13 protein-coding genes are annotated in these 18015 nt (G+C 43.6%); 11 read left to right on the top strand and 2 right to left on the bottom strand.

Annotation, left to right across the window (positions count from 1 at the left end; translation table 11 throughout):
- Nucleotides 1-77 precede the first annotated feature (77 nt).
- Nucleotides 78-1586 (bottom strand): glutamine synthetase family protein, encoded by a 1509-nt coding sequence (locus tag DD657_RS02315; RefSeq protein ID WP_287048333.1) that lies wholly within the window; start codon nucleotides 1584-1586, stop codon nucleotides 78-80.
- Between the two features lie 363 nt (nucleotides 1587-1949).
- On the opposite strand from DD657_RS02315, the gene DD657_RS02310 reads away from it, so the two are divergent.
- The 9 genes from DD657_RS02310 (at nucleotide 1950) to DD657_RS02270 (ending at nucleotide 11754) form a co-directional block, all read left to right on the top strand.
- Complete coding sequence (locus tag DD657_RS02310; protein ID WP_068691235.1) at nucleotides 1950-2558, top strand: GNAT family N-acetyltransferase; 609 nt, start codon at nucleotides 1950-1952, stop codon at nucleotides 2556-2558.
- A 64-nt stretch (nucleotides 2559-2622) separates the two neighbouring features.
- Nucleotides 2623-3813, top strand: a complete 1191-nt coding sequence (locus tag DD657_RS02305; RefSeq protein WP_118774532.1) for an argininosuccinate synthase — start codon at nucleotides 2623-2625, stop codon at nucleotides 3811-3813.
- A gap of 145 nt (nucleotides 3814-3958) precedes the next feature.
- Nucleotides 3959-4936 (top strand): N-acetyl-gamma-glutamyl-phosphate reductase, encoded by a 978-nt coding sequence (argC, locus tag DD657_RS02300; RefSeq protein ID WP_074042470.1) that lies wholly within the window; start codon nucleotides 3959-3961, stop codon nucleotides 4934-4936.
- A gap of 87 nt (nucleotides 4937-5023) precedes the next feature.
- Nucleotides 5024-6151, top strand: coding sequence for an aspartate aminotransferase family protein (locus DD657_RS02295; protein ID WP_118774527.1), 1128 nt, complete (start codon nucleotides 5024-5026; stop codon nucleotides 6149-6151).
- Nucleotides 6152-6208: 57 nt separating this feature from the next.
- Entirely contained in the window at nucleotides 6209-6967 is a 759-nt protein-coding gene (argB, locus tag DD657_RS02290) for an acetylglutamate kinase (RefSeq protein WP_287048328.1), read from the top strand.
- A gap of 116 nt (nucleotides 6968-7083) precedes the next feature.
- Nucleotides 7084-8142 (top strand): M20 family metallo-hydrolase, encoded by a 1059-nt coding sequence (locus tag DD657_RS02285; protein ID WP_273133407.1) that lies wholly within the window; start codon nucleotides 7084-7086, stop codon nucleotides 8140-8142.
- A gap of 77 nt (nucleotides 8143-8219) precedes the next feature.
- Nucleotides 8220-9551: an argininosuccinate lyase gene (gene argH, locus DD657_RS02280; protein WP_273133409.1), complete on the top strand. Its 1332-nt coding sequence runs from the start codon at nucleotides 8220-8222 to the stop codon at nucleotides 9549-9551.
- 367 nt (nucleotides 9552-9918) lie between these two features.
- On the top strand, nucleotides 9919-10284 hold the full coding sequence (locus DD657_RS02275; RefSeq protein WP_147379540.1) for a hypothetical protein: 366 nt from the start codon (nucleotides 9919-9921) through the stop codon (nucleotides 10282-10284).
- Between the two features lie 141 nt (nucleotides 10285-10425).
- On the top strand, nucleotides 10426-11754 hold the full coding sequence (locus tag DD657_RS02270; protein WP_068691219.1) for a sigma-54-dependent transcriptional regulator: 1329 nt from the start codon (nucleotides 10426-10428) through the stop codon (nucleotides 11752-11754).
- A gap of 9 nt (nucleotides 11755-11763) precedes the next feature.
- On the opposite strand, the gene DD657_RS02265 is transcribed toward DD657_RS02270, so the two are convergent.
- The gene (locus DD657_RS02265; RefSeq protein WP_021989441.1) at nucleotides 11764-14271 is read right to left on the bottom strand and encodes a hybrid sensor histidine kinase/response regulator; all 2508 of its coding nucleotides are present in this window, start codon (nucleotides 14269-14271) and stop codon (nucleotides 11764-11766) included.
- Nucleotides 14272-14568: 297 nt separating this feature from the next.
- On the opposite strand from DD657_RS02265, the gene DD657_RS02260 reads away from it, so the two are divergent.
- Nucleotides 14569-15501: a PorP/SprF family type IX secretion system membrane protein gene (locus tag DD657_RS02260; RefSeq protein ID WP_021989440.1), complete on the top strand. Its 933-nt coding sequence runs from the start codon at nucleotides 14569-14571 to the stop codon at nucleotides 15499-15501.
- Between the two features lie 169 nt (nucleotides 15502-15670).
- Nucleotides 15671-18013, top strand: coding sequence for a PKD-like domain-containing protein (locus DD657_RS02255; protein ID WP_068691215.1), 2343 nt, complete (start codon nucleotides 15671-15673; stop codon nucleotides 18011-18013).
- The last annotated feature ends 2 nt before the right edge of the window (nucleotides 18014-18015 follow it).

The raw sequence follows: 18015 nt of genomic DNA, 5'->3' as shown, positions 1-18015 counted from the left end.
GTCGAAAATCAGGAAAGACTTTCGACTTTTGGTTTATAAGAGATCGTTGAAATAGCAAAAGCTTTCGGCAACCGATCTTATTCTGCGTTCATATACATCTTTACCAATTCAGTAAGGCGGGCTTTGTCGTCTCCGATATCCTGGCGTAATGTACGGTCGTTGAAAGCTTTCAGTTGTTTGATGATACCATCGACCATATTTTTGCTGAAAACACCGTGAGCTTCGTAAATACTCCGTTGTTTTTCGAGACATTCTGCCGACTCTGCGCAGGATGCCGGTAAGTGGCTCAGGCGGTCGGCTGTTGCTTTGTGAGCATCGTCGAAGATGTTTACGCTGACATAGCGGTCTTTAGCATACTGAATACCGTCTTGCATTTCGAAGCCATGGCGGGCGGCAACAGCCAGGCCTGCCAATAGCAGGTACAGGTCTGCGGAACCATCCGGACAACGGAATTCTACGGTTTGCTTGATACCGGCATCGAATGAAGCATCGGCTTTTTCTAACGGATTGGCATCGGAAACCATTTTTTCAGCTCCTTCGGTCCAGCCGAGCGGAACTCTTACCAATACGGAACGGTTGCGGTCACCCCAGCAAATGTTGGTGGGTGCTTCCTGATGCGGAACCAACCGGAAATAAGAAGTTGGATTGGTATTACCGAAGGCCGTCAGCGAGCCGGCGATGTCCAATATTCCGGCAATGGCTTTCAGGGCATTGTCTGTCAGTTTGCCGTCGGCGATGTACATGTTCTTGCCGTCTTTCACCAGACGGGTATGGATGTGTAAGCCGCTGCCTGCTTTCCCGGCTGTGATTTTCGGTGCGAAAGTGAGATCAATGCCGTATTGGGAAGCCAGTGTCCGCATGATCCATTTGGCAATAACCAATTGATCGGCAGCTTCTTCAATGTTTACCGGTAAAAATTCAATTTCGTTTTGTTCATATTGGGTGTTACCGATGGTGAAATTGCCCACTTCGGAATGTCCGTATTTGATTTTGCCTCCTGCCTGAGCGATGGCCCGCATACATTCGCAACGGAAATCACCCCATTTGCAGAACGGAGAAGATTCGTGGTATCCCCGTTGATCGGCGGTTTCGAATAATTCTTCTTTTTCACTGATTACATAGTATTCCAATTCACCCATGGCCTGGAACTCCATGCCCGTTGCTTTTTTGAATTCTTCGTGTGCTTTGCGTAAGGTGTATTCCGGGGCACTTTCCAGCGGTTTACCTTCTTTTGTATAATAACTGCATAAGATATCGATGGCCGGGATTTGGCTGAACGGATTCAGAAAGGCTGTGCGATAACGTGGAATAACGTATAAATCACTCGATCCGGCTTCAATATACGGGAAAAGACTCGAACCGTCCACTCTTTCCCCATAAGTCAATATACTGTCGAGATGTTCGAGGCTGCTGATAATGAAATTCAATGTCTTCAAACGACCGTCACCGCCTACATAGCGGAAATTGATCATTTCGATTTCATTTTCTGTTACATAACGAATGATGTCGGCTTTGGTAAAGTCTTTTTGCTCTTTTTGTAAAAACTGTACTAAAGGATTAGGATTCAAAATATAATTGTTTTCCATGTCTTTGGTGTTAACGTTTGCGGAGACAAAACTAGGAAAAATATCCTGAATTAAAAATGAATTGTAATGAATTATTAATAAATGTCGGCTTTCAATATAAAATTATAAGGAAAAGAATGGAAATGATTAGAATTTTTAATTGATTTTCCTGTATTTGAGTTATGAATTTCATACTGATGAATATTTATGCATACGTTTGAGATATTGGATTTCCAGTATTTATAAAGAAAAAGCAAAATGTGTCCTAAAAAATAATGCATAAATATTTGTTTTAAATAGATATTTATGCATATATTTGCCCCACAAAATTGAAAAGAAAAAATTCTATCTGAAAAATTGAAAAGTTTTTAAACGAAGAAAGAGATGAAAATAGATGTCGTGGTTGCTTCAGAGAAGCATTTGCAGTATGTGTCTGTTATTAATAATACGATTGATGAAGCGGCTAAAGCGAGAGGTACGGGTATTGCCCGGAGAACCGACGAGTACATCGCCGATAAAATCAAGCAGGGAAAAGCGATTATTGCTTTTAACCGGGAAGAGTTTGTGGGTTTTTGTTACATCGAATCCTGGGGGCATGAAAAATTTGTCGCTAATTCAGGATTGATTGTAAAACCGGCTTATCGGGGAATGGGGGTTGCCAAGAAAATCAAGCGGGCGGCATTCGATTTGTCCCGCAAAAAGTTTCCGCATGCCAAATTGTTCGGTTTGACGACGGGAGAGCAGGTGATGCGTATCAATACGGAGCTGGGATATGTTCCTGTAACTTTTGCCAAACTGACAGATGACGAACAATTTTGGGCCGGTTGTAAATCCTGTGTTAATTATGATATTTTGCAACGTACCAATATGACGAAATGTTTGTGTACGGGTATGGTGTACGATCCGGAAGCTGTGGCCCGGAAGGAAGCTGAGATGAGGAATCTCGGACGCAATCGTTCCGGTATTGTACGTTTATTGAAAAAATTAGCTTGATTTATTGCAAGGGTCTTGAAATACCCGGAAGTGATAATAATGGGTGTGTATTAAAATTGAAGAGATGAAAGAAAAAGTAGTATTGGCATATAGCGGAGGTTTGGACACGTCTTATTGTGTCAGGTATTTAAGTGAAGAGATGGGTTTGGAGGTGTATACGGCTTTGGCAAATACAGGTGGTTTTAGCGAAGAGGAATTGAAGGAGGTAGAAGAGAAAGCCTATGCATTGGGAGCTAAGAAACATGTAAATTTGGATGTGACAGAAGCCTATTACGAAAAATGTATTAAATATATGGTATTCGGAAATGTGTTGCGTAACCGGACCTATCCGATTTCTGTCAGTTCAGAGCGTACTTTTCAAGCTTTGGCGATTGTGGAATATGCCAATGAAATCGGGGCTCATTACATTGCACATGGTAGTACGGGGGCAGGTAACGACCAGGTTCGTTTCGATCTTTGCTTTACGGTTTTTGCGCCGGACAAGAAAATTATTACCCCAACCCGGGATCTGAAACTTTCACGGGAAACAGAAATTGAATATCTGAAGGAGCACGGAGTAAGCTATGACTGGAAGAAAATGGAGTATTCCGTAAATAAAGGGATTTGGGGAACATCGGTCGGAGGGAAAGAGACGTTGCATGCCGATACGAACCTGCCGGAAGAGGCTTATCCGTCACAGTTGCAAAAAGAGGGTAAAGAGGAGGTAGAGATCGAATTTTACAAAGGAGAAGTGGTCGCTGTGAATGGGGAAAAAATAGCCGGAATAAAAGCGATCCGGGCATTGGAAGCAATTGCAGCACCTTGGGCTATCGGGCGGGATACTCATGTCGGTGATACAATCGTGGGGATCAAGGGCCGTGTCGGATTTGAGGCTGCAGCTCCCCTTTTAATGATCAAAGCGCATGAATTGCTGGAAAAACACACCTTGACGAAATGGCAGCAATATTGGAAAGAGCAGTTGGGAAACTGGTACGGTATGTTTGTGCATGAGGCGATGTATTCCGAACCTGTAATGCGTGATATTGAAAAATTTCTGGAAAACAGCCAGCGTCATGTCAGCGGCAAGGTGAAAATCCAACTTCGTCCTTATCATTTTGACCTGATCGGTATAGAATCGGAGCATGATCTGATGAATTCCGGCTTTGCCGAATACGGGGAAATGAATAATGCCTGGACAGCGGAAGATGTAAAAGGCTTTACGAAGATGATGGCAATGCCTTTAAAAGTTTACAATTTTGTAAACAAGGACCTGTAAGTCGGTCGGATTTACAGGTTTACGTTTCGCTTTATACGTCGCTTACTTAAAAATAATCAATGAAGTAGGCGCTCATAATTAATTATACATTTCAAAAATGTAATCATCTGTAATCAGGATGATTACGTAAATATCAAATAAGTCTATGGACTTACGAATTAAAATGAGAATTGCCATTGCAGGAGGTGCGGGATATACGGCAGGAGAGTTGATCCGGATACTGGTAAATCATCCTCAGGTTGAAATCAAATATGTTCAGAGTGAATCACATGCGGGAGAAGCAGTATATGCCGTCCACCGGGATTTGCTTTATTTGCCTCTGACTTTCGGAGATATCGATTTTTCGGATATTGATGTTCTTTTCCTGTGTATGGGACATGGGGTATCAGAGAAATTCCTGTCAGCACATCAGATTCCTGCTACGGTAAAGATTATCGATCTGGGGAATGATTTTCGTTTGGCTGAGAATGCTCACGGGTTTGTATACGGTTTACCTGAATTATCCCGGGAAACCATTGCGAAGAGCAGTTATATTGCAAATCCGGGATGCTTCGCTACGGCGATTGAGTTGGGATTATTGCCTTTGGCGGCCTTGAATGGGCTTCCCGATGAGATTTCTGTGTTCGGCGTAACCGGTTCGACAGGAGCGGGTCAGAAACCCGTAGCCGATACACATTTTAGTAACCGATGCAATAATCTTTCAAATTATAAAGTATTTATCCACCAGCATTTGAGTGAGATTAACGAGACATTGAAAAGAGCCGGAGCTGAAAATAGTTACGATCTGGCTTTTGTTCCGGTAAGGGGATGCCATACGCGGGGTATTATTATCGATACCGTATTTCGTACTTCGGCAAGTGTACGGGAATTGACGGATTTATACAAGGCTTATTATGCCGTTCATCCATTTGTGTGTGTAAGCGACGAACCTCTTTATTTGAAGCAAGTCGTGAATACGAATTATTGTTTTATACATATTACCCAGCAAGGAAAGCAGACGTTGGTGACGTCGGTGATCGATAATTTGCTGAAAGGGGCTTCGGGGCAGGCCGTGCAGAATATGAATCTGATGTCGGGACTGGAAGAGACAATGGGATTGAATCTGAAGGCCAATTATTTTTAAGTGTCTGATGATGTTTTGCGGTATTCTTTACTGTATGGAAGATCGCGGAAATTATAAATAAGTTGAGGGATTTTATTTGTTGTTATTATGGGATTATTTGAAGTATATAGTTTATCCGATCTTGTGCCCGTAGAGGCGAAAGGGTCTTATATCTGGGATGACAAAGGGGTGAAATACCTTGACTTTTACGGAGGACACGCTGTTATTTCTATCGGTCACAGCCATCCGGTGTATGTGGATAAAATCGCCGGGCAGCTTCATAAAATCGGTTTTTATTCCAATGCGGTAAAAAATCCGTTACAGGAAAAATTGGCGGAAGAGTTGTGCCGTACTTCCGGATATGAGCATTACAATCTTTTTTTATGCAATAGCGGAGCCGAAGCGAATGAGAATGCTTTAAAACTGGCTTCTTTTGTGACCGGACGGGATAAAATTCTGGCTTTTAAAGCTGCTTTTCACGGACGTACCAGTGCTGCCGTTGCGATTACGGACAATCCGAATATACAGGCGCCTGTCAATCGGTGTCATAAGGTGGATTTTATTCCGCTGAATGATGTTTCAGCTTTGGAAAAAGCGTTGGCCGGAGGGGAATATGCTGCTGTTATTGTAGAAGGTATTCAGGGTGTCGGGGGAATTCGTCCTGTGGATGACGCTTTTCTGTTACGGATGCGGGAATGTTGCGATGCTGCCGGAACGGTGATGATTGTGGACGAAATTCAGAGTGGGTATGGGCGTTCCGGAAAGTTTTTTGCCCATCAGTATGCCGGGGTATATCCGGACATTGTGACAATGGCGAAAGGTATGGGGAATGGTTTTCCGATAGCCGGTTTATTGATTACCGAACGTATTGAAGCCCGGAACGGCATGTTGGGAACTACTTTCGGCGGAAGTCATCTGGCTTGTAGTGCGGCATTGGCCGTACTGGAAGTGTTGAACTCGGAATATCTGGTCAATAATGCGGCAGCTTTGGGACATTATCTGGTACAGGAACTGAAAAAAATCAAAGGAGTGACGGAAGTTCGCGGAAAAGGACTGATGATCGGCGTAGATACCGAATGTCCCCAGGCAGAAGTGCGGGGACGTTTGTTAAAGGATTTTCATACGTTGACCGGATATAGCGGTAAGAATACGTTGCGTTTGTTGCCGGCCCTGACGATAACCCGGAAAGAAGCCGATGAGTTTTTGGATGCTTTCCGGAAAGTGATGATGTTTTGATTAGGCAGGGACAACCTGTTTCTGCCGTATTATTTAAGTCGATATAGTTTTATAAAAATGATAAAAGTAATCAAGATCGGTGGTAAGCTGATTGAAGATGATAAAGTTTTAGGCTGTTTGTGTGATAAGTTGTCTGCGTATTATCCCCATTGTGTTTTGGTACACGGAGGGGGTGGTATGGCAGGTCAACTTTCATCGCGTCTCGGTATGGAGACAAAGATGCATGAAGGAAGGCGGATCACCGATGAGGCGACATTGGAAATAACGGTGATGACTTATGCCGGTTTGGCGAATAAGAAAATCGTGTCTTGCCTGCAATCGAAAAAAATGATAGCCTGCGGTTTATCGGGATGTGATATGGGGGTCGTCGTTTCGCACAAACGTAGTAATTCCGGTATGGATTGGGGCTTTGTCGGGGATATCGATACGGTGAATGAAAAAATGCTGGCCTTATTGCTTGAAAATGGGATCATGCCGGTGATTTCTCCGATAACCTGTTCGCCAGCCGGACAATTGTTGAATACCAATGCGGACAGTGTTGCTTCAGCGGTAGCGATAGCTTTGAGCCGGCGTTATGAAACCGAATTGGTGTATTGCTTCGATAAACCCGGAGTTTTGAAGGATGCAGAAGATAATTCTTCCGTGATACCGCAAATGGACAGAGAGACATACGATGTGTTGAGAAAAGAAGGATACATTCATTCCGGAATGTTGCCTAAATTAGAAAATGCCTTTAAGACATTGGAATCCGGAGTAAAAAAAGTGAGGTTGACGAGTCCGGAAAATCCGGACGGGGGAACGGTGATCGGATTTTAGATTGACGATTTTAGAGGATATCCACAATTCTTCTTTACGAGAGGGAAGAATCGTAAATTTATTAAGATGACCGGTTTTATGGAATTCCGGTTGTAAACCAAAAATCGTAAATTGTAATGAATGTAACGGAAGCGATAGAATTGTTGGAAAAAATAATTGCTCTGCCTTCTTTCAGTAAGGAGGAACGGCAAGTGGCGGATTTGATGGTGTCTGTTTTATCCGGTTATGGATACCGGGTGGAACGTAAAGGCAATAATATCTGGGTACGTTCACTTCATTTTGATGCCCGGAAGCCTACTTTGGTGTTGGAGGCACATATCGATACGGTACGGCCGAACGGGAATTGGAAAACCGATCCTTTTACGCCCGTTGTAGAAGGCGGAAAGTTATTCGGTTTGGGAAGCAATGATACGGGGGGAAGCATTGTTTCAATGCTGGCAGCTTTTCTCCGGCTGGATAAAGAGGAGCAGCCTTATAATTTGATTTACCTCAACTCGGCGGAGGAAGAGAATACCGGAGAGGGTGGCGTACGTAGCGTTGTGGAAGAGATCGGCAAGGTCGATTTGGCTTTGATCGGGGAGCCTACCGGGATGCAGGCTGCGATTGCAGAAAAAGGACTGCTGGTGTTGGATGTTACGGCTCGGGGAAAGGCAGGGCATGCGGCACGTAACGAAGGGCAGAATGCCATTTATGAGGCTTTGTCCGATATCGAATGGTTTCGTACCTATCGTTTTGAGAGAGTATCGGATTTGTTGGGAGAAGTGAAAATGACGGTTACGGGTATTCAGGCCGGGACATTACACAACGTTGTGCCTGCTGAGTGTACGTTTATGGTGGATGTCCGTGTCAACGAGCATTATTCGAATGCCGAAATTTTTGAAACGATAAAAGCCCATGTGAAAAGCGAGGTAAAGCCGCGTTCTTTTTCACTTAATTCGTCTTCGATATCACCGGAGCATCCGATTGTAAAGCGTTGCCGTGAATTAGGGTTGTCTGCTTACGGTTCTCCGACAACTTCCGATCAGGCGGTACTTCCCTGGACGTCTCTGAAAATCGGACCGGGAGACAGTGCCCGTAGCCATACGGCGAATGAGTATATCAGATTGGATGAAATCGAACAGGGTATCGGGCTTTTTGAGAAATTGTTGAAAGGGTTCAGGATTTATGATCGTTGATTGAGGAGGAATTTTGGGACAGGTGGTGTGGTTGCCGGAATAAACAAGAGACACTGTAAATATTTAAAATATAGCGAATGAAACTTTGGGACAAAGGATATGATACAGATCGGTTTACCGAAGAGTTTACGATCGGGAAAGATAAGGAATTGGATGTTATGCTTGCGAAGGCTGATGTATTGGGAAATATGGCTCACCTGAAGATGTTGCATAAGATCGGATTGATGGACGAAACCGATTTACGGAAACTGGAACAAGCCTTGCGGGAGATTTATGCGGATGTAGAGAAAGGAAATTTTAAGATTGAAGATGGCATTGAGGATGTACATTCCCAAATAGAATATTTGTTGACGGAAAAATGTGGCGAGGCCGGGAAAAAAATTCATACAGGTCGTTCCCGCAATGATCAGGTTTTAACGGATATCAAATTGTTTACCCGGGCAGAGATGCTGAAAGTATTGGATTATACCGGGACATTGTTCCGCGTTTTATTAAAGAAAGCGGAAGAGAATAAGGCAGTGTTGTTGCCCGGGTATACGCATTTGCAAATTGCCATGCCTTCTTCTTTCGGTTTGTGGTTTAGTGCGTATGCAGAGTCTTTGGCCGACGATTTACTGATGTTGAAGGCAGCTTACGATATGGTAAATACCAATCCGCTCGGTTCGGGAGCCGGTTACGGTTCTTCGGTGGCGCTCGACCGGCAGATGACAACTGATCTGCTGGGCTTTGACGATTTGGCTTATAATTCGGTATATGCCCAGATGCAACGGGGAAAGATGGAGAAAAACGTTTTGTTTGCTTTGGCGGCGATTGCGACGACATTGGGGAAAATGGCTGCTGATGTTTGTCTTTTTTCCTGCGGTAATTTCGGGTTTATAAAATTACCGGATCAATATACGACCGGATCGAGTATTATGCCTCATAAGAAGAATCCGGATATTTTCGAATTGGTCCGGGCTAAATGCAACCGCTTACAGACACTGCCCGGACAGATGGCAATGCTTTGTGCCAATCTGACTTCCGGTTATTTCCGGGACATGCAACTGACCAAGGAAATTTTCTTTCCGGCATTTAAAGAGTTGACGGATTGTTTGCTTATCAGTACGGCCGTATTGCAGGAGATGGAACTGAATACCGGAATATTGAAAGATGAACGCTATAAGTATCTGTTTACGGTTGAAGATGTAAACGATTTGGTAACAGCAGGAGTGCCTTTTCGGGAAGCTTACCGGGAAATCGGAATGAAAGTACAAAAGGGGGCGTATGCGGCAGATACGCAACGCACTCTGAACCATACCCACGAAGGGAGTATCGGGAATCTTTGCCTCGACCGGATCGAAGTTAAATTCAAACGACATACCTGGAATTATACCAAGGTGCTGGATGCTGAAAAAGCACTGATGGATTGAAAAAGCGGGGAATATTTCCCCGCTTTTTCAGTTGAAATTACACACATTCCCCATTCTTTTCTCAAATAGTATTTTCGTAAATCATTGATTTTGTTGCATTTAAAACGAAAATTATCTCTTTTTTTTGATTTGGCATGATTTTTATACATATTAAATAGAATGCCTTGATTTTTGATCTATGGTGGGGATTGTCCGTTGCGGATTTGAAAGGTGAAAATTCAGGGATGGATACAGGGTCGTAAAAACAGAGAATCTATTGTTGCTAAAATGATCTGATTCCATAGACTTATTTGATGTTTTCGCAGACTCTTTGTATACAAACACTTAAAGTATAGAGATGTATAATTAATTTTGAACAATTACTTATATGAGAAGTGGAATAATAGTATGGATGATCGCTGCCGTTTTCGGTTTGTTTGTTTTTTTAGGTTCGGTAACGGCAACATGTGATAGCCGGTTGGGAAATATTGTGAAAAAAAATATCGAAGTTCCTGTACTTTTGGCCGGCAATGCGGTAAATTATGTTAAAATTGAAGTATCCGAAGTTCCGAATGTAGTACGTACGGCTGTAGCAGCAAAATATTCTGCCTATGTTATCGATGAGGCTTTTAAGGGAGATGATGATTGTTACAAGCTGATATTGAAGAGAAATGATAAAAAAATAACTGTTTATTATAATAAAACCGGTGAATTTCAAAAAGAAGAGACAGATGTGTCCGCACAGCTTGTTTAGTGATTATTATTATTTCATGCCGAAGGAGCCTCAAGGGGCTCCTTTTTGCTTTTAGCGGATTTTTTGGTACTTTTGTTTTCAACGTGAAAACGGAAATGGGAGGATAAAAGAACACCGGTTTTATAAAGGAAAGAACGACGTATGGTAAGAATTTTATTGGTAGACGACGATACTACGTTTTGTTTGATGTTAAAAACCTGGTTGGTAAAACGAGGTTTTGACGTAACGGAAGCTTTTTCCGTTGATGCTGCTTTGAAAGCTTTGTCTGCCGGGCAATATGATGTGGCACTTACCGATCTGAGATTACCTGATAAGGACGGTATTTTCCTTTTGGAAAAGATTAAAGCAACTTATCCCAAAACACAGGTGATTCTGATGACGGGTTATGCCGATATACAGACGGCAGTGCATGCGATGAAATCGGGAGCATTCGATTATGTCGCCAAACCGATTATTCCGGATGAAATATTGAAGAAGATACAGGAGGCTCTGGAGCAAAAGAGTATGCCGGAGGGGAAGAAGAGGAGGCCTGAAAGTCAGGATGTGCCCTATATCAAAGGTAATAGTCCGGAATCTCAGAAATTATTTGAATATATACGTTTGGTGGCTCCGACGATGATGACGGTGCTGATTACCGGTGAGAGCGGTTCGGGAAAAGAGTATATTGCCCGTCTGATCCATGCCCAAAGTAGCCGGAAAAATGCTCCTTTTGTAGCTGTCGATTGCGGAGCTATCCCCAAAGATTTGGCTGCCAGTGAGTTTTTCGGACATGTCAAAGGTGCTTTTACAGGGGCGGTAAACGACAAGACAGGTTATTTTGTCGCCGCTTCCGGCGGTACGATATTTCTGGATGAGATCGGAAATCTGAGTTACGATGTACAGGTGCAGTTGTTGCGGGCTTTGGAGGAGCGGAAAGTGAAACCGGTGGGTAGTGATAAGGAAGTCTCTTTTGACGTACGGATTATTTCCGCTACGAATGAAAATTTGAAAAAAGCGGTAGCAGAAGGAAGTTTTCGGGAAGATCTTTATCACCGGTTGAACGAGTTTTCTCTGACAGCCTTGAGTTTGCGTGACCGTCCGGAGGATATTCCAATTTTTGCCAATCATTTTTTAACGACATCCAATGAGGAACTGGGGAAAGCGGTAGTCGGCTTTGATGATGCTGTGATGAATATATTTAAGAATTACAGTTGGCCCGGCAATTTGCGGGAAATGCGGAATGTCGTGAAACGGGCTACTTTGTTGTGTCAGCATGAATTTATTTCTCCGGAGGATATACCGGCAGAGTTGGCGGCGGCTCCTGTTGTACAAACGATTCAGGATCTGGCGTTGAGACGGGAAAAAAATGAGGTAGATTTGATACGGGAAGCTTTGGCTAAATGTAATAATAATAAAAGTGAGGCTGCCCGAATGTTGAAAATCGACCGAAAAACCCTTTACAATAAGATGAAACTTTACTCGATAGATTGAGTCGTTGTATCAGTCCGTGGCAATTTTTAAATCCATTTCTAAAGTCTGTAGTAAAAGTTGTGTTTTTTCGATAATCTGCCGGGTTAATTTTTCAGATTCCTCCGAGGTAAGAGAGTCGCGTTCCAGTGTTTGTAAGGTACGGATGATTTCTGCCGTTTCTAGTTGCCTGAACATCGGAAGCATTTTGTGGGCGAGCCCGGCAATTTTTTTCATTTGTTTTTCATCTGCATATTCTTTTAATTTCTGAAGGTGTTTCCGGGTTTCGGAAACAAAAGAATGTAGAATCTTTCGGGTGGCCTCCGGGTCGTTGTCCGTAAATTGTTGTATTTGTCTCAGGCTATAGCCGTTTTGATCCGCCGGTAATACCGGAGAAGCAGCCGGTTGCTGCTGGAGGTTGCCGGAAAAGGAGCCGGGATAGATCTGGCAAATAACGTCTAAAAGTTGTGCCGACGTAAAAGGTTTTCCCAGATACGCCGTAAATCCTGCATTCAGATAATCTGTTTTTGTTTTTCCCGAATCGGCAGATAAAGCGACGACCGGAACGGTAAAATGTTGTTCCCGTATTTGCTTTACCAGTTCAAAGCCTGTCATTCCCGGCATTTGTATATCGGAAAAGACAATGTCATAATTCTCTTTTTCCAGTTTCCCGGTCACTTTTTGAGGATTGTCCGTACATTCGGTCTGTATGCCGTAATTTTGCAATAGCCCGCTTGTCATTTCCAGTTGTAATGGATCGTCGTCGACTAACAGTACTTTTATTTGTTTATCATTCGGGCTGTGGACGGACGTAATCTGTACATCTGTTTTTGCTTTCGGGATTTCCGTGCCGGTTGCCGTGCAATCGAGGGGGAGTGATACGGTAAAGCAGCTTCCTTTTCCCGGTTCGCTTTCCAGCGTCATTTCTCCCTTTAAGAGATGGATTAATTTAAGTGTGATGGTCAGGCCTAATCCTGTTCCTTCTATTGAAGCATGGGATTTTAACCGGGTAAATTCCTGGAAAATCAGTTTTTGTTCTCCGGGAGTCATACCCGGACCCGTATCTTTGATCCGGAAAATCATCCGCTTATCTTCCGACGTTGTTGCCGTAAAGGTAATTGTTCCCGATTCAGTGTATTTAACAGCATTCGATAAGATATTCGTAATGATCTGGCGTATGCGAAGAGCATCTCCTTTGCATGTCGTATTCAGATCTTCGTGAATAGTGCAGTTTAATGTTAAATTTTTAGCGGTAGCCAGCGGCAGAAAAGTGTCTACAATTTCATGAAAAAGTTGTGCCGGATTAAAAATAATTTCCTCAACCATCAACCGGTTGTTTTCCAGTTTCGATAAGTCGAGCAGGTTTGTAATCAGCTTTTGGATATGATCGGCGGAGCTTTTCATATTTTTCAGGAAATAACGCTGTCTGTTATCGATTGGGCCGGAATTGAGCAGTTCGATATATCCCATAACGGAACTTAAGGGAGATTTGATGTCGTGGGTCACTGTCAGCATCAGTTGTTCCCGGCTTTTAAGTAACCGGGCTGTGTATGCGTTGGCTTCTTCCAACTGTTTCCGGTAACGCTGACTGCGGGAGATATCTTTTAAAATGAGTGTACAGAAGAATGCAATAAACAATACGGCAACAATTGCGATAATGGCGATCAGCCGGGCAGCCGAATCCATAACCTGCTCGCGTTCCTCTATTCGTTTCAGGGAATAGGCGATTTCTTCTTTTTCGTAGGCATAAAGTACCTTTTTCAATTGTTCTGTAATCTGGACGCTTTGGTTGACGATGTTATATTCCCGTCGGCTGATTTGGCGATTGAGGTTTGCCGCTTCTGCCTGAAAACTTTCCCAGGCATATTTTAAGATATGTACGATACTGTCGGGATTGTTTTGGGCAGAAACAGGCGGAAGGGTATCCCAGATGATATGTTCGGATTCCCGGATTTGCAAAGTCGTGTCCGGTTCCTTTGTAGAAAATAGGCCCAGGAACCATTTTTTCTTTTTTACGGTGGCGACATACGAGCTGTCCCGGGTGGTAATTACTCTCTTCCGGATGTTCGGGGCAGGCGGTACAGAGTCTTTGGCCGATTCGATCAAAGCAATGGCTTTGTTATAATAGTCGGTTGATTCTTTTGATTTTTTTACCTTGAGCAGTTCTTTCAGGTTTTTGATTTTGTCGTTTAACAGGAGATGGATTGTATCGATACGGGCTTCCTGTCCCGGTTCGGCCGTCATTTTTTTCAGGGAATCGATGTTCGACTCAACTTGCCGGATAATGTCGATGTATTTATGAAAAGCACGCTCCGAGCCGGTTTGCAGAAATGAATTGCTCAGTGTTTCGGCTTCATACAGACTGGCGATGGTATTGCCGATGAGGTATAGTTTTTGGTTGGTGGCACTGACGAAATTTTCTTTGTCTGTGAACCGGGATATTTGTTTGTATATGAATGTAATGGTCGCTATCGTCAAAATGAAAAGCAATACATAACCGCTGATGACTTTAAATTTTGTATAACGTGACGGTGAATTCATATGTCCCGGAGTTTTGATTTTGCTGTTGTAGCAAAATTAGCATAAAAAAGTGATTTCTTTTTCTTTTCCGATAGGAGACTTTTAAAATTATACTGATTGAAAGTTGCTGAAAACAAAGAATACAGGCGGAGTTATCTTAATTAAAAGTTAATAAATATTGCTTAAAGAAAAAAATGTTTACTTTTGTTGCCTATTGTAAATCAGACCTAATTCGATCAGGTCTGTTCAGGTGCATGTAGTATTAAGATTTGAAGGTTTATTTATAGTGCAGAAAAAGCATTGTAAAAGAGTAGTGTGATGCGAAATTGTCTGCGGACATATAGTTTGGGAATATGCATATGCTTGTTCTGTATCTCTTCCTTGAGAGCCCAGATAAACCCGGAAACGGCTTTTTATTGGGAAAATCCGTATTCGGTCAACCCTGCATCCGTAAATTTGGATTACAGTGCATTCTTTTCTTTGGCAGCCCGTAAGCAATGGGCTTCTTTTCCCGGAAGTCCGGTTACTTTTGGAGCTACCGGGGCTTTTTATCTGGAAGATTACCGGACACAGGTGGGGATGAAGGTTTTGAAAGATAAAATCGGATATCTCAATACTTTTGATGTTTCTCTTTCCTATGCTTACACCCTTCGGTTGAGCTGGAACAGTTTTTTGAACATGGGAGTTGCAGGTTCCTGGCAATCGCAGGACATAGACCGGAAGGAGGTGGAACTTGAAAATCCGGACGATCCTGTTTTAGGAAGCGAGCGTATGCGTGGATTGAAGGAATGGAATGCGAATATCGGCGCGGAATATGTTTTCGATAAGAAATTGGTAGTCGGGATGGCCAGCCAGAATCTTTTCTCTTTTTTTAAGCGAGAACCTCATATCTGGGGTGGGACGAATTATGCCTATGTCCGTTATCGCACCCGTTCGGTGGAACGTAGTATCGACATGGAGTATGGACTTTGTGCCAAGCAGTACGAGGAGGATTTTCAGGTGGACGGCATGGTGTCCTTGTATTTGAACCGGGATCGGCGGGAAGAAATGATGCAATTTTCGATTTACGGCCGGTCGGTTGGGGAAGTCGGTTTTTTAGTGGGGATGAAGTTGATTTCCGAATTGAAATTTCTTTGTGCCTATGATTATAATTTCAAGGCTGTAAGCGGGGAAACGAGTGGGAGTTTCGAGGTGATGATTACTTATCCGATTCATCGTAATTCGATGTGCAGGAGTGAATGGGACCGTTGAGGAATTTTAGATTATAAATTGTAAACTTTAAATTAACGATATGAACCAATCCCGAATCAATTGTAGATTGATGATTTCAGATTTATGATTGGGCGCACGAACGGGCCGTAAGGGATTGTTGATTTTGAATGATAATCAGGCCGGAGGCCATTAATCGATAAAAGATAAAATGTTTGAAACTAGCAGGTGGTATTTATGGACAGTTGTAACTGTACTTCTGTTTTTGGGGAGGGCAGGGTATGCCCAGGGGTATGTCGTTTCTCCGACAGTACCTGACTTTACAGATATTACTGCTGCTTGTGTGGAGGCTACTTATGGAACAACCGGAAATCCTTTTACAACGAAGGGAATTGTATCAAACCGGCACAGCCTGATAACCCGTCAGGGTACGGACCCCAATACGGGGAATCAACTGAAATTTTTACCTTCAGGTGAAACGAAAGTGGTTCGTTTAGGGAATGATTCGATAGGCGGACAAGCCGAGAGTATTACTTATCATTTTAAAGTTGATCCGGAAAAATCGGTATTGTTTTTAAAATTTGCCGTTGTGTTTCAGGACCCCGGACATCCCGGTAAAGATCAGCCCCGTTTTGTGGTGAGGATAATGAGCCGTGAGGGTGCATTGATAGAGTCTTGTGCAGAGTATGATGTGTCGGCAAGAGCTGAAATTGAAGGATTCAAATCTTTTGAGATGTTCGGTGTTCCGGTGCGTTGGCGTGATTGGACAAATGTCGGTCTGGATATGTCTTCGTATGCGGGACAGGAAGTGCAGGTGCAATTTGTTACCTACGATTGTGCCTTGATGGGACATTTCGGATATGCTTATTTTACAGCCAGTTGTATTTCCAGTCAGTTGATGCTATCTGCCTGTGCGGGTGACGGTTTTACTCTTTCGGCTCCGGAAGGTTTTTCTTCTTATTTATGGCAGGACGGGCGGACGACGTCGTCTACCCAATGGACACGGACAGAGGGAACGATGCATGTTTCCTGTGAAATAACCTCTGCCACCGGTTGTCGCTTTACGTTGAGTGCTTTGGTGGCCGATGATCCGCATTTGCCCCCGACTCCGGTGTTTTACGATACGATATGCCAGGGCGATCCTTATACGAAGCATAATTACGATTTGCCGCCCCAGCAGGATACAGGGACTTCTCCTTATTACAATACGTATTTTGATTTGTCGGATTGCAGAAAGAGTGGGGAGACGACTCTCTTTTTGACGGTTTTGCAGCGTTATTATCCCGTCGGGGCCCGGATATGTGAGGGTGATGACTATACCGGCAACGGTTTTTCTTATTTGAATGCCCGGGCGGGGAAGTATTACGACACCCTGACTTATTCGCGGACGGACAGGTGCGATAGTATTGTCGTATTGCAACTCGACGTTTATCCTTTGGTCGTGATGACTGAAGATATTGTGGGAGAGCAACATCCTTGTGTGGGGTCGGTACAACATTACAATATGCGGGAAAACTGGCCGGAGGGCAGTTACACCTGGGAGTTTCCGGAGGGGTATACCATTTTGAGCGGACAGGGGCAACCGGAAGTTGTCGTACAGGTAACGGATATTGCTGTGACGGGACAAGTGATTTTGCTGTACGGTACGGGAGGCTGCGCTTTGGGGACGAATCCCCTGATTATCGAGCCGGGCCGTACCTATTGGCAAACTGTGCCGGATACCGTATGTACCGGTGTGGAATACCATAAACAAGGATTTCATGTGCCCGCACAGGATAGTGCAGGCGTGTATTCCTATGTTCAGCACAATACGACTGCCGGAGGTTGTGACAGTATTATTACATTGAGCCTGCATGTATATCCTACGCCCGAAGTGAGTATTGTCGCTTCCGATTATTTGGTTTGTGCCGGAGATTCTGTGCGATTGGAGGCTTTGGCCGGTCAGGCGCAATTGACACCCCCGGATCCGCCTGCAATTGCTATCGGCGATGTACTTTGTGAAGACGGTAGTATCCTGAAAATCGGCGAATATAATCCGGGAATACACAGGGCAGCCGGTATCGTTTATTGGCTGAATAAAACCGGGAAACACGGTTGGGCGGTCAGTTTGGAAGATGCGGTGAGTGGTGGCAATGATTTGTTTTTTTGGTTGCGTTCGGGATATATGATAGATATTGCCGGTATTCAAAATTATTATCTGTCGATAGAGGCTTCTGCCGATACTTCCGGATATAATAATACACGTGCGATGCGTAATGTAACTGACAGCAGGTATTATATTCCGGCTGCATGGGCAGTGGATTTCGAACACGGTTGGTATATTCCGGCAGCCGGACAGTTGACTATGCTTTTTTCGGCAATTGAAGATATAAATGAATCTTTCCGGAAGGTGACCGGTGCACCGTTTTTGACAGCTTTGTCGGGTTATAAACGTTACTGGAGCAGTTCGGAGGCCAGTGCCAGACAAGCGTGGAATCTGGCTTTGTGGTTAGGCTATATAAGTGTCAATGACAGAGATTCGTATTACAATATACGGGCTGTAAAAAGTTTCTGATA

The sequence above is a fragment of the Culturomica sp. genome (assembly GCF_003524185.1).
GTDB lineage: Bacteria > Bacteroidota > Bacteroidia > Bacteroidales > Marinifilaceae > Culturomica > Culturomica massiliensis.
The sequence above is the reverse complement of the archived record's forward strand: the minus strand, read 5'-3'. Positions and strand labels throughout refer to the sequence as shown.